Origin of the sequence: Paenibacillus sp. A3M_27_13 (genome assembly GCF_024213315.1) — a bacterium.
GTDB lineage: Bacteria > Bacillota > Bacilli > Paenibacillales > Paenibacillaceae > Paenibacillus > Paenibacillus polymyxa_B.
On sequence record NZ_JANAVE010000002.1, the window covers coordinates 359,805 to 372,566 of the forward strand.

Here is a 12,762-nt window from a genome sequence, read left to right on the forward strand (position 1 = left end):
GGGATGAAAACAAATGAAAAAGAGTTGCGAGCTATTAGTCTGACGTTAGAAGCGGGCGAACACATCCGATCATATATGGGGTGTACGTATGATTTGAAACAGAGCTCCCAGAAGATATCGCTTCATGGAATGCTGGCAGTGACGTCCGAACGAATCATCTTTTATTCCTGCACTATGGGTACTCCTTGGGTCAAGTTCATCAATTATCACCATATTTCACTGGCTAAGCTAGATAAGGATTTGTCGGATTCTAGGGGGAACATCACGCTGATCAATCAGGGTGTGAACGAGGTGTTCACCCGCCTGCCGAGTGGAGATTGTATAGAGGGATTTGTAGCTGTACTAGAGCAAGAAGCAGGTATCTCTTGTGAGAACTAATGATTATGGAAAACAAATAACTAAAACCTCCAACTTCGTAATGTGCCAAGGGTAGGCTCCTTACAGAATTTGGAGGTTTTTTTGTCTTTTAATTAGAGAGATATAGAGATCGAGCGCTAACTCAACAGGGTTATAACCAATAAATTATATAATACCAGCGGCAGAATGACATTGTTGTAGGCATAGGAGCGATCAGGGGTTGTGGTGCCTGAGAAGGGGGAGTGATATTGCTGAGGGACTCTCAGATACAAATGATCCGCATCGATGTGCACAATCGTTCCTTCATATACTTGATGATCCATCGTTTGGACCCTGACCGTGTGATTCATGTAGGGACTTAATTGATAATGCAAATGATCGCGGATATTTTTGAGTTCGGCCTGTAACTCCGGTCTAGCTTGATATAAAGTTTGCGGACTGACGGTGTTGTACGGCATTCGCCTCTAACCTCCATACCATGTAATGATGCATCGTACGCAGGAGTCTATGTCTTTGTGCTCATACCTATAGAGAGTTGCTTTTACAAAAAGAAAAAACATTAACATTTTACTCCAGCCCACTTGACGTTCCCTTTACATCGAAACGATACACTTACTGAGGTTGGTTTGAAAAGAAAGGGGCGATCCGTTTTGGGTGAGCTTAACAAATCTATGGGACTGGGGACGAGGAGTCAGCAACAGACTTCGTCTAAAGCCCGCATACGCACGGGTTCGCTAAAAATTCAAAGACTGCGCGAAAACGCGCTGGCGTATACCTTTTTGGCTCCATCGCTTATTTTGTTTGCTGTATTTATGTTTTATCCGATGATCAAGTCCGTTTATCTCAGCTTGCATTCTACAGATCCCGCAGGAAACGTTGCAGCTTATGTGGGGTTAGATAATTTCACTACACTTTTCAGCTCGGGACTGTTTCTGCAAGGGATTAAGGTGACACTCCTGTTTGCACTGCTAACAGTACCAGTAGGTATTTTATTGGCGCTGGTACTGGCTGCACTTACACACAGTAAATTACGGGGAATGCGTATCTTCCAGTTTGCCTTTTCCCTGCCGATGGTGTTGTCGGTCGGTTCATCTGCGGTCATTTGGAAATTTCTTTTTCATCCGACACTGGGGATGTTCAACTATGTGCTTTCCCTACTACATATCAATCCGGTTCCATGGCTGACCAGCCCGGATTGGGCGCTGTTCTCAGTAGCCATGATGACCATCTGGATGAATCTAGGCTTCAATTACATTATCTTATCAAGCGGACTTCAAGGGATTCCAGATGACATGTATGAAAGTGCCAAAATGGACGGAGCTGGCCCGCTCGTCACGTTCTGGCGTATCTCCATGCCACTGTTATCACCGACGATCTTTTTTGTAACAGTAGTTTCCATCATTGGAGCCTTCCAGTCTTTTGCTCAAATTAACATTTTGACCAAAGGCGGCCCGGTGAACAGTACGAATGTATTCGTGTATTCCATCTATCAGGAAGCTTTCGTTAATTTCCGGTTCGGAACGGGGAGCGCGCAGGCGATTGTCTTGTTTGCTGTCATTCTGCTGCTCACGATGATTCAGTTCAAATGGGTGGAAAGAAAGGTGCATTACCAATGAAAAGACACCTGAATTCAACATTGCTGTATGTGCTGCTTACGATTGCAGCTGCTCTCATTTTGTATCCGGTTATATATACGTTTTTTATGGCAGTCATGTCGCCGGAGGAAGCAAGCGCTTATCCACCAAGCTTTCTTCCACATTCTTTTCATTTGGCGAATTTCACTGAAGTGTTTGAAATTGTTCCGATTGCAGCCTTTATTGGAAATACATTTCTCATTTCGGGTCTGACCATGATTGGGCAGCTGATTACAGCTAGCTTGGCGGCCTACGCTTTTGCCAAAATGGAATTCAAGGGAAAAAACTTCATTTTCAGCATGTTTGTAGCGACGATGATGATCCCTTGGGAAGTGACCATTATTCCAAACTACCTGACGGTACGAAGCTGGAACTGGCTTGATACGTATCAAGGATTGACGGTCCCTTTTCTGGCGACGGCATTCGGGACATTCCTATTAAGGCAATTTTTTCTCCAGCTTCCCAAGGAACTGTTTGAGGCGGCTCGTATGGATGGGTGCGGGCATATCCGTTACTTTCTGTTCCATGTGCTTCCGTTATCGCGCCCTGCGCTCGGAACACTGGCTGTGTATTCGTTCCTGAATATGTACAATTCGTACCTCTGGCCTTTACTGATCACCAATAGTGAAAATATGCGTACGGTACAGATCGGAATATCCATGCTCGAATTTCAGGAATCGACTTCATGGAATTTGGTATTTGCGGGTACGGCCCTTGTCATTTTACCGTCTCTGCTCCTGCTGATCTTTGGACTAAAACAGTTGGTTCGTGGAATGGCAGCGGGCGCGCTTAAAGGCTGATCACATATGTCAAATGAAAAGCAACACCTGCGCAAGCAGCCCATATACAGAGCTTCAACACACAAGAATACGCAAGAGAATGCCAATTCAAGAATCATTTAATCAAAGGGAGAGAAGAGAGATTATGGGATTTTTTCGTCTGAAAAGTGCATTGACCCTGCTTATTCTGACTGCCATGGTGGTTGCAGCAGGTTGTAGCAATAATACTGCTGCAGAGAAGCCGAGTAATGGTAGTGATGGGGGAGCAGCGGCTTCTCCAGTGAAGCTGACTTGGTGGCATTCGATGTCCGGTAACGGTGAAAAAGCAATCAAGCAGATCGCTGCTGACTTTAACGCCAGTCATAAGGACCTTCAGGTAGAGCCAGTATATCAAGGCAAATATGATGACAGCTTGAACAAGCTGAAAGCGTCGCTTGGTTCCAACAGCGGACCGGACATCATTCAGGTATACGAAATCGGCAGTAAATTTATGATCGACTCCAAAATGATCACACCCGTACAACAATTTATTGATGCAGATAAGTTCGATCTGTCGCAGCTAGAGCCGAATATTACACGATACTACACGATAGATGGTAAATTGAACGCCATGCCGTTCAATACGTCAAACCCGATTTTATATTACAACAAGGACGCATTCAAAGCCGCAGGACTTGATCCAGCTAATCCTCCGAAAACGTATGCTGAGTTCGAAAAGGCTGCAAAAGCCTTGAGCAAGGATGGTAAATCCGGTGCTTCCATTGCCATCTACGGCTGGTTCATGGAGCAACTGTTTGCCAATCAGAACGCGGATTATGTGAATAATGGCAATGGTCGTGATCAAGCGGCAACGGAATCCATGCTGAATTCGGATGCCGGTGTAAAAACGCTGACGTGGTGGAAGAAAATGATCGATGAAAAGGTTGTATCCAATCTGGGACGTAACTCGGACGACACGGCAAAGGCTTTTTCCGCAGGACAAATTGCGATGACGCTGGATTCCACCGCTTCGCTGCGTAATATTGTGGAGCAGGTTGGCGATAAATTTGAAGTAGGCACAGGATTCCTGCCAAGAGCCAATGAAGCTAAAGAAGGCGGCGTGGTTGTAGGCGGCGCAAGCTTGTACATCATGAACAACAAGCCCGAAGCCCAGCAGAAGGCAGCATGGGAGTTCATTAAATTCGTCGCTTCCCCAGCTGTACAGGCACAATGGAGTGTAAATACCGGGTACTTCCCGATCACGAAAGCAGCCTATGACGAGAAGGTACTCAAAGATAATATGGTAAAATATCCGCAATTCCAGACGGCGGTTGACCAATTGCACGCATCGGCACAATCCACCGCTACACAGGGCGCGGTGATGGGCGTATTTCCAGAAGCGCGTCAAATCGTAGAAGGTGCAATTGAGGCCGTTCTGAGTGGCCAGCAACAGCCAAAACAGGCATTGGATCAAGCTGCACAAGAAATTACAGGCAAAATTGCTCAATACAATCAAACCGTAAAAAAATAGTCGGCCTTCCCTTAAAATCGGTTGATAATCTGTAGAATGGCCCCCTTATCATCCGATTTTATGACATAACGGATCGAATGAGTGACCCCCTCACTTATTCGATCCGTTTTTGCATTTTCATTTTTAGAATGAGTGTTTAGACGAAATGTCTAAAATGAATTATTTTCATTTTTCCTATTGCTGGATAACTAAAAATGGGCTTATAATAAATACATAATTTTTGTACTGGACGGTCAGTTCAAAAAAGGAGGAAGCATGAAACAGCAGACAAAGGAAATTATTTTTAACGGCGCACTCAAAGCTTTTTCCGAACGAGGCTTTAATGAAACAAATATGGAGGAGATTGCCAAGGTATGCGGCATAGCCAAGGGCACCCTGTATTACAATTTTAAAAACAAGCAAGATTTGTACATTTACATTTTGAAGATGGGGATGGAGCGTTTTGTCCGGGATATCCATGAAGCAATGGCTCATACTCCTAAAGATCAGGTGGAGCTTAGGGTTCGTAAGCTGATCCAAGTACATATTGAGTTTATTGTGAGAGAGCCGGACTTTTGCCGTCTATTGGTCAGTAAGGGCTGGGTTTCACAAGAGCAGCATTTTAATATTAGGCAGGTGCTGGCTGATTATTTTGATTTTATGGAGGCAGAGATCGATTCCGGTAAGTTATATGGGAAAATTTCAAGTAAGCTGGATGCCAAAACAACAGCCAATTGCTTATTTGGGATTTATATTTTTGCTCCAATGCGGTCTATGGTTTGGGGCGAAACGATGAATCTGCAAGAGGTTCGAGAAAGTATTGAAGTATTTGTGTGTAATGCATTGGGCATGCAACATTAATAGACAGATGGAGTGATGAGAACATGAAAGCTAAAAAATATACGATTTACGTCGTACTTATTATTTTAATCGCGGTTGGAATATATGCCTTGACTGCTTTTCCACGGGGTGGAAGCAGCTTGTCTGCGGATCAGTCTTCTTCCATTCCTACGGCTTATGTGGAGTCGGATACCCTCAATGCCAGCTTTAAAATGGCAGGACGGATTGACCAGATGCTCGTCAAAGAAGGCGATCAGGTTAAAAAGGGGCAGGTGTTAGCCCATCTGGAAAGTCGCGAGTTGGAAGATAAGGTGAAGCAGGCACAGGCGGCATTGCTGGCAGCCAAGAGTAATGTATCCAAAGCAAAAGCTGGAGTGTTGCAGGCTCAAGCAGGAGTAGGCCAGGCACAGGCCACTGTGAGTGCTGCTCAGGCCAAGAAAAGCCAAGGTACGACATCGGTCAGTGTGACCGCAGAGGCTTCCTCCAGCCAGATTGAACAGGCCAAAGCGGCTGCGAACGCCGCCAAGGCAAAACTGGATGCCCTCAAGAGCGGGGCAAGACCGCAGGAGCTTGAGCAATTGCAAGTATCTGTGAAGATAGCTAAGGAAACGCTGGACCTGACCGTTAAAAATTTGGAGCGTGCCAAAAAGCTTCAAGAAGCCGGAGCAGCAACTCAGGCATCTTTGGATCAAGCGACATTGGAACATCAACAGGCAGTGGCCAAATATAATGCAGAGTCGCAAAAATTGGATATGGCACGGGAGGGAAGCCGCAAGGAGGAAATTACGGCGGCTGAAGCTCAATACCGTCAAGCCTTGGCTGCGGTGAAGGAAGCACAGGCAGGAGCGGGCAAAGTTGCTGTACAACAGGAAGATGTCAAAGCTGCTCAGGCTTCGGTAGAGCAAGCGCAATCCGCTGTGAAGGCGGCGCAATCCACAGTTGAGCAGGCTCAATCTGCGGTTGCAGGTGCCAATGCTCAGGTAGCCCAAGCGGAAGCCGCGCTTCAAGAGGCTCAGACCTATTTGAGCTACACTACGCTATATGCGTCAGAAGATGGAATCATAAAATCCAAGTCGCTTAGCTTAGGTGAAATGGCTAGCGCAGGATTCCCGGTCTATACCATTGAAACTTCGACACAACGTTGGGCTAAATTCTATGTACCTGAAACGTCTCTGAACGGTCTTCAAGCAGGGGATACAGTCCAAATTAAATTGCTGTCTGGCGGTAAGGAGCTGAAGGGTAAAGTCATTCTGTTAGAATCGGCTGCGGACTTTGCCATTCAAAAACCGAGCCAAAGCTCCGGTGACAAGGATGTCCGTTCCTTCGGTGTTAAAGTAGCATTGCCAGACCTTGCTGCTTCGGTTCCAACAGGCTCCACGGTTCTGTTTACAGGCAAAGGGGCGCAGTAATATGCAGGATTCACAGGAAAGACTTCGTATCCGCGATGTGTTTCGCGAGGAATGGCTGAGCATCTTCCGGGACCGCCGCTTTATGGTTATTCTGCTGATTACGCCGATTGTGTATACGATACTATTTGGCTTCCTGTATTCACATCAGCGGATTACCGAGATGCCTGTCACAGTGTACGACGGAGATAATTCGCAGCTCAGTCGCCAGATCATTCAGGCGTTTGATTCGACCGATTCATTTGCCGTTACACGGCAAGCGACCAATCAGGAAGATGTTGTCCGTCAGGTAGAGACCGGGGAAGCTAAGGTCGGAATCGTCATTCCCGACAACTTTACGACTCGGCTTAAGCATGGGGAAAATCCACCCGTGCTCACGCTGATTGACGGCAGTAATATGATGTATTCCAACAGCGCCAGTCGGATTGCGAATCAGGTTATTAGCAGCGTGAGTGCCGGAGTATCGGTCAATTCCATGAAGCAAAAGGGAATGAACTCCGATCAGGCTGCCGCGACGCTGACTACCATCCCGTTCCGGTCCAGAGTGTTGTTTAACCCGGTATATGATTATAAACTTTTCATGCCACTAGGGGTTATTTCTGCGGCTCTCCAGCAGTGTTTGCTGCTTGGTATTGCGTTGTCTTGCACGCGTGATAAGGAAGCAGGGACTTGGGGGAGATTTGGTGCATGGAGAAATACCCCTTGGCGTATGGCTATTGCCAAACTGGCACCGTATTATGCAGCGGGAGCTTTCAATGTGCTGACTGTATTCAGTATCAGCGCTTTATGCTTCGATATTCCGTTTAGGGGACAGGTATTACCGTTGATTTTAGTGTCGCTGGCCTTTAACTTTGCACTGTGCGGGTTAGGATTCCTATTCAGTCTCTTTTCCAAGACTAGAGTGGATGCGACCCAAACCCTGATGTTGATTGCTGTTCCTTCCTTTATGCTATCAGGCTATACGTGGCCATTAGAGGCAATGCCCGGCTTCTTGCGGGGGCTTGCTGAAATATTGCCACTGACGTATTACCTGGATGCTGTACGGAATATCACGCTCAAAGGACTGGATATCACATACATCTTCAAAGATATGATTGCCTTGGGCGTCATTGGTTGTGTGAGTCTGCTGGTGTCCTTCGCGATCTATCCGTTATTCTTTAGACAGCACCAGACGACAGGGCAGCATGCCGATGTGCCTGCTCAAGAAGGATTCACGCTAAAAGGCTGAGAGCAACTTTAAATATGGATATCGTAAAAAGGCAGATCAGGAGTAAACCCTGATCTGCCTTTTGCTTATTCATATGGTTTAAAAGTGGAAAAAATATTATTGCGGCGGCTTAAGATCCTCGATAGAATCAATCGGTACATAGGATGGAACGACAAGCCCGGACATAACGCCAGTCATGCTGGTTCCGATGTCATCCACCTTATCCTTGTATTGAGCCCAATAATCAGCATGCGTCAATGGAAGCCAAGCAGCAGCAGTAGCATCTACACTTCCGCCGGCCACGCCAGTCCACATTGGGCCGATTTCCACTTGCAGGGCTGTTACTTTATAGCCCAATTTTTGTTCCAATACATATTTCAATACGTTCGTACTAGCAATTTCAGAATCCCAAGCAGCGTAGCTCAGCTTCAAAGGATCACCGTTGACGGGCTGTAGACCCTTGATCCATTCCTGAACCTTGTCAGGATGTTTATCAGCCCAGTTCTTAGCAGCCTGCTGTGGGGCGGTACCGTCCTGAATCGCGATCATCACTTCACCCATATCTTCAGCAGTCCACTTAAATCGGCTTAGAAATTCATAAGCCACAGGAGCATCCTGCTTCAAGCCTTTGCGGGCGATGGTATGAATTTCTTCCTTATCACCGTATGCTTTTTTAGGATCTTTCAAGTATTTTAAATCATATTTATTAAACATCCAGTGAGGAGTCCAACCTGTTACGACGATAGGCTGCTTGGCTTTGATAGCTTTATCCAGTGTAGCGGTCATAGCAGCTCCAGAGCTTTCAAGCAGCTTCCAGTCGGATAAGCCATAGTCATTCATAGCTTTAGCGGTTAGCTTCATTAGTCCGGCTCCAGGGTCGGTACCGACAATGCGGTAGCCGACCTCTTTGCCAAAGTCCCCAGTTGTGGCGGAAGCCGGAGCCGCTTCGGCTCCGTTATCCTGCAAATCAGTAATCGATTTAACATCCATGTAAGCTGGAACGACCAATCCGGTTTTAACACCACTCATATTAGCCCCAAGATCGTCGAGCTTATCCTTGTATTTAGCCCAGTAATCCGCGTGGGTTAACGGCAGCCATGCGGCAGGTGAAGCATCTACATCACCACTAGCGACACCCGTCCACATAGGACCTGCTTCCACTTGCAGTGCGGTTACTTTATAACCTAGTTTGTTTTCCAAAATATATTTCAGCAAATTCGTGCTGGCAATTTCAGAATCCCAAGCCACATAACTTAGCTTGAAGGTATCACCATTGACAGGTTGCAGTCCTTGAGTCCATTCCTGAACCTTGTCGGCATGTTTCTCCGCCCAATCCTTGGCAGCTTGCTCAGGTCTGGTTCCGGCTTGAATGGCGACCATCATTTCACCCATATCTTCTGGTGTCCATTTGAAACGTTTCAGAAACTCATAAGCGATAGGAGCATCCTGTTGCAATCCTTTACGGGCAATCGTATGAATACCCTCGGCTTCACCATAAGACTTCTTAGGGTCTTCCAAATATTTGAGATCATACTTGTTGAACATCCAGTGAGGAGTCCAACCTGTAATAATGATCGGTTTTTTCGCTTTAATGGCTTTGTCCAGTGTGGCCGTCATGGCTGCACCGGAACCTTCAACGAGCTTCCAATCAGACAAATTGTAGTCTTGAATTGCTTTGGCAGTCGATTTCATAATGCCTGCCCCGGCATCAATACCGATAATTTTGTAACCGACTTCTTCGCCAACCGGGTTGGCAGCAGCGTTACCTTTGCCAGATGCGGAATGATCCGTACCAACAAAATATTGAGATGCACCAGCGATCAAAATGACAGCTGTAACTGCAGAAGTAATCCATACTTTTTGCTTGCTGGATACGCGGCTTTTGCCTTTTTGCGTAGGTTTAAACAGGTTTTGCGTAAAACGGTCAAGCACAATAGCCAGAACGACAACAGCTAGGCCGGCTTCAAAACCTTTACCGATTTGCAGCTGTGTCACAGCACGGTACACAACAGCACCGATGCCTTCTGCACCGATCATGGAAGCAATAACAACCATGGACAGTGACAGCATAATCGTCTGGTTAATACCAGCCATTAAGGTAGGCAAAGCCAGTGGAAGCTGAACTTTGAACAGCTTTTGCGCAGATGTTGAACCGAAAGCGTCTGAGGCTTCGATCAGCTCACCCGATACTTGCATAATACCCAAGTTGGTCATACGAATGGTTGGGGGGATAGCAAAGATAACAGAAGCGATAACACCTGGTACAACACCTAGGCTGAAAAAGGTAACCGCTGGGAGCAAGTACACGAACGCAGGCATCGTCTGCATAAAATCAAGTAAAGGCGTGATAATGCGTGATGCGGATTTACTGTATGCACACCAGATCCCGATGGGAATCCCGATAACAATGGATACGAGCGCAGACGTGATGACCAGTCCCAGCGTATTCATTGTTTCACTCCAATAGCCGAGATTATCAATTAGCAGGAAGCCGATGACAGTAAACAGCGTAAGCTGAACCCGCCCGATCATAAAGGCGATAATCCCGATAATCACGATGAACACCAGAGGGTGCGGAAGCATGAACAGGCCTGAGAAAAAGCCTACTACAGCTTCTATAATGGAAGAAATAACATTAAACAATCCAGCCAGATGAATACCCATCCAGTCGACAATGGATTGAATCCACTCAGCGATTGGCAGTTTCGGTATCATGGGCATTCACCTCCTTCATAGTGGTAACATCTCCACCAAGTGCGCCGAGCAATGCTCCACGGACGATAACGCCCAGTAGCTTCTGCTTATCATCGACTACAGCCAGCGGCACTTTGGACGAGCTTGTAATTTCAAACAAATCATTAATGACAGTCTCGGCAGGAACCTGCGGTCCGTCAGTGATCAAAATATCTTCAATCTTCAAATTGTTGCGCAGTGCATGCACAGCATCCTCGGCGTTAATAACACCCAGTAGCTTTTTGGTGCGGTCAATGACGAACAAATTGGAAATCCCACGCTCCCGCATCAATTCCAGAGCCACACGCGGACCACGATCCATGGTAATGGTTTCTGGACGAAGCATGACATGAGCAGCCGTCAATACCTTGGACAGATCCACATCCTCGACGAAGCGGGCTACATAAGAGTTAGCCGGTTGGATCATAATTTCTTCCGGTGTACCGATTTGTACGACCGCACCGTCTCGCATCAATGCAATCCGGTCACCAATCCGCAACGCTTCATCCAGATCATGGGTGATAAACACAATTGTTTTCTTCATTTTATCTTGAAGCTCCAACAGCTCATCCTGCATGTCACGGCGAATAAGAGGGTCCAATGCACTGAACGCTTCATCCATCAGGAGCACTTCAGGGTCATTAGCCAGCGCCCGTGCCAGACCGACACGCTGCTGCATACCGCCACTCAATTCATCGGGCATTTTATCGCCCCAGTTTTTAAGACCAACTAGTTCCAGCGCTTGTTGCGCTTTTTCCTGACGCTGTGCTTTTTCTACCTTTTGAATTTCAAGACCATATTCTACATTCTCTAATACAGTCCGATGTGGGAACAGGGCGAATTTTTGAAAAACCATGCTGATGGTTTTACGACGAACTTCGCGAAGTTGTTCTTTGTTCATCTTACGGAGATCTTTGCCGTGGACCAGAATTTCACCGGAGGTAGGCTCAATCAAGCGATTTAGCATTCGCACCAAGGTGGACTTGCCACTGCCCGATAGCCCCATAATTACGAAAATTTCACCTTGCTTAATTTCCATGTTGGCCTTATTGACACCAACAGTAATCTGTTTTTCTTTGGCCAACTTTTCCTTGCCCCAGCCTTGCTCCAGGAGCGGAACACCTTGCTCTGCGTGAGGACCAAAGAGTTTGCTGACATTTTTGACTTCCAAAATCGTCATACATACACCTCTTCTTTCTATACTTTGCTTGGTATTAACCCCTTGTTGCATTAAGGATTGAGTATAAAAATCATAATTCTGAACATCCTGAACGGTTAATGACAAAATTAATTGTAACAGAAGCATCGCTTACATTTCAAACAAAAAAACTGTTCATAAAGTACGTACAGAAAAAACTGTACAAAGTTTCCTTTGATATGCTCCTTCGTTCTATAGAATGCTCAAACATTCGGAACTTTACAACCGATAGTGCTTTTTTTAAAATAGACAATGAAATATAACCATAAGAAAAAGATTTATGTATATCCATAATTTTAAAAGTTTACTATCATTAGCAATTTTGCGAATTATGATTTTGAACGATCCATGCTGTTGTAATATAGACAGAAGCTTTGTTTTTGAAACATTTCATTTATATTGAAAGATTTCATACATTGCGTCAAAGCTAATCTTTTACGGGTAAATCGTTCATACTAAGTTGTGCAAAATGCTCTAAAATTAGGAGGTTGCAAGCATGAGCTTGTACCAGTTAGGTGATGAGCAGCAGGCTTCGCTGCAAAAAATTCGCAAACGTGTTATAGAAGCTATAGGTAAAAACATGGACCTGTATGGGATCACTTTGTCTGCGGGGCATTTATACGGTTTGCTTTTTTTTGCGGATAAACCGATGACGCTGGACGAGATGGGCCGTGAAATGGAAATGAGCAAAACGAGCATGAGTACAGGAGTTCGAACATTATTGGATCTGAAAATGGTAAATAAGGTATGGAGCAAGGGCTCACGCAAAGACTTGTATGAAGTCGAATATGACTGGCATCAAACATTCACTGACTTCTTCGCTATTAAATGGAGAAAAGCGGTAGAAACAAATTTACTGGTGCTGCGCAAAGCCATAGATGAGCTGGACAGATTGATGAATCAGGGTGAAGAGTACGAGGAATTTAAGGCGATTCTTCAGCAAGACCGATTGAAAATGAAGCAGGCCGTCGCTTATTATAAGTGGCTAGACCGACTAATTGACTCTATGGAAAGCGAAGAAATTTACAAGCTGATTCCCAAAGAAGAAGTTCGGGATTAATCGCTATTTCTCTATCTTGTTTATAAAAATGCCGGAGCGCAAAAGTGCTTCCGGTATTT

The 12,762-nt window shown here is 45.7% G+C and carries 11 protein-coding genes; 8 read left to right on the forward strand and 3 right to left on the reverse strand.

Translation table 11 applies throughout. From position 1 onward, the window contains the following. Positions 1-3 precede the first annotated feature (3 nt). On the forward strand, positions 4-378 hold the full coding sequence (locus tag NLX82_RS08095) for a PH domain-containing protein (RefSeq protein WP_254347730.1): 375 nt from the start codon (positions 4-6) through the stop codon (positions 376-378). Between the two features lie 116 nt (positions 379-494). On the opposite strand, the gene NLX82_RS08100 is transcribed toward NLX82_RS08095, so the two are convergent. Then, positions 495-815 (reverse strand): hypothetical protein, encoded by a 321-nt coding sequence (locus NLX82_RS08100; protein WP_023987572.1) that lies wholly within the window; start codon positions 813-815, stop codon positions 495-497. Between the two features lie 192 nt (positions 816-1,007). On the opposite strand from NLX82_RS08100, the gene NLX82_RS08105 reads away from it, so the two are divergent. From NLX82_RS08105 to NLX82_RS08130, 6 genes are all read left to right on the forward strand, one after another. After that, positions 1,008-1,973: a carbohydrate ABC transporter permease gene (locus tag NLX82_RS08105; RefSeq protein WP_023987573.1), complete on the forward strand. Its 966-nt coding sequence runs from the start codon at positions 1,008-1,010 to the stop codon at positions 1,971-1,973. After that, positions 1,970-2,791 (forward strand): carbohydrate ABC transporter permease, encoded by an 822-nt coding sequence (locus NLX82_RS08110; protein WP_023987574.1) that lies wholly within the window; start codon positions 1,970-1,972, stop codon positions 2,789-2,791. Before NLX82_RS08105 ends, NLX82_RS08110 begins: the two co-directional genes overlap by 4 nt. Before the next feature lie 124 nt (positions 2,792-2,915). Continuing rightward, the gene (locus NLX82_RS08115; RefSeq protein WP_254347731.1) at positions 2,916-4,280 is read left to right on the forward strand and encodes an ABC transporter substrate-binding protein; all 1,365 of its coding nucleotides are present in this window, start codon (positions 2,916-2,918) and stop codon (positions 4,278-4,280) included. 255 nt (positions 4,281-4,535) lie between these two features. Further along, on the forward strand, positions 4,536-5,120 hold the full coding sequence (locus NLX82_RS08120; RefSeq protein WP_023987576.1) for a TetR/AcrR family transcriptional regulator: 585 nt from the start codon (positions 4,536-4,538) through the stop codon (positions 5,118-5,120). A gap of 23 nt (positions 5,121-5,143) precedes the next feature. Continuing rightward, a complete protein-coding gene (locus NLX82_RS08125; RefSeq protein ID WP_023987577.1) occupies positions 5,144-6,508 on the forward strand; it encodes an HlyD family secretion protein in 1,365 nt (454 codons plus the stop codon). Position 6,509: 1 nt separating this feature from the next. Further along, the gene (locus NLX82_RS08130; RefSeq protein ID WP_254347733.1) at positions 6,510-7,733 is read left to right on the forward strand and encodes an ABC transporter permease; all 1,224 of its coding nucleotides are present in this window, start codon (positions 6,510-6,512) and stop codon (positions 7,731-7,733) included. Between the two features lie 96 nt (positions 7,734-7,829). Here NLX82_RS08130 and NLX82_RS08135 read toward each other — a convergent pair whose 3' ends face one another. Both NLX82_RS08135 and NLX82_RS08140 read right to left on the reverse strand, forming a co-directional pair. After that, positions 7,830-10,427 carry a glycine betaine ABC transporter substrate-binding protein gene (locus NLX82_RS08135; RefSeq protein ID WP_254347740.1) on the reverse strand — a complete coding sequence of 866 codons (2,598 nt, stop codon included), beginning with the start codon at positions 10,425-10,427 and terminating at the stop codon, positions 7,830-7,832. Then, positions 10,402-11,625 carry a quaternary amine ABC transporter ATP-binding protein gene (locus NLX82_RS08140; RefSeq protein WP_028543061.1) on the reverse strand — a complete coding sequence of 408 codons (1,224 nt, stop codon included), beginning with the start codon at positions 11,623-11,625 and terminating at the stop codon, positions 10,402-10,404. Before NLX82_RS08140 ends, NLX82_RS08135 begins: the two co-directional genes overlap by 26 nt. A gap of 514 nt (positions 11,626-12,139) precedes the next feature. On the opposite strand from NLX82_RS08140, the gene NLX82_RS08145 reads away from it, so the two are divergent. Further along, the gene (locus NLX82_RS08145; RefSeq protein WP_023987581.1) at positions 12,140-12,703 is read left to right on the forward strand and encodes a GbsR/MarR family transcriptional regulator; all 564 of its coding nucleotides are present in this window, start codon (positions 12,140-12,142) and stop codon (positions 12,701-12,703) included. Positions 12,704-12,762: the final 59 nt, after the last annotated feature.

Bases quoted from the DNA above. Each gene is read 5' to 3' on its own strand.
- NLX82_RS08100 (WP_023987572.1), bottom strand. From the start codon at position 815: ATGCCGTACAACACCGTCAGTCCGCAAACTTTATATCAAGCTAGACCG.
- NLX82_RS08145 (WP_023987581.1), top strand. From the start codon at position 12,140: ATGAGCTTGTACCAGTTAGGTGATGAGCAGCAGGCTTCGCTGCAAAAA.
- NLX82_RS08120 (WP_023987576.1), top strand. From the start codon at position 4,536: ATGAAACAGCAGACAAAGGAAATTATTTTTAACGGCGCACTCAAAGCT.
- NLX82_RS08095 (WP_254347730.1), top strand. From the start codon at position 4: ATGAAAACAAATGAAAAAGAGTTGCGAGCTATTAGTCTGACGTTAGAA.
- NLX82_RS08125 (WP_023987577.1), top strand. From the start codon at position 5,144: ATGAAAGCTAAAAAATATACGATTTACGTCGTACTTATTATTTTAATC.
- NLX82_RS08115 (WP_254347731.1), top strand. From the start codon at position 2,916: ATGGGATTTTTTCGTCTGAAAAGTGCATTGACCCTGCTTATTCTGACT.
- NLX82_RS08140 (WP_028543061.1), bottom strand. From the start codon at position 11,625: ATGACGATTTTGGAAGTCAAAAATGTCAGCAAACTCTTTGGTCCTCAC.
- NLX82_RS08135 (WP_254347740.1), bottom strand. From the start codon at position 10,427: ATGATACCGAAACTGCCAATCGCTGAGTGGATTCAATCCATTGTCGAC.
- NLX82_RS08110 (WP_023987574.1), top strand. From the start codon at position 1,970: ATGAAAAGACACCTGAATTCAACATTGCTGTATGTGCTGCTTACGATT.
- NLX82_RS08130 (WP_254347733.1), top strand. From the start codon at position 6,510: ATGCAGGATTCACAGGAAAGACTTCGTATCCGCGATGTGTTTCGCGAG.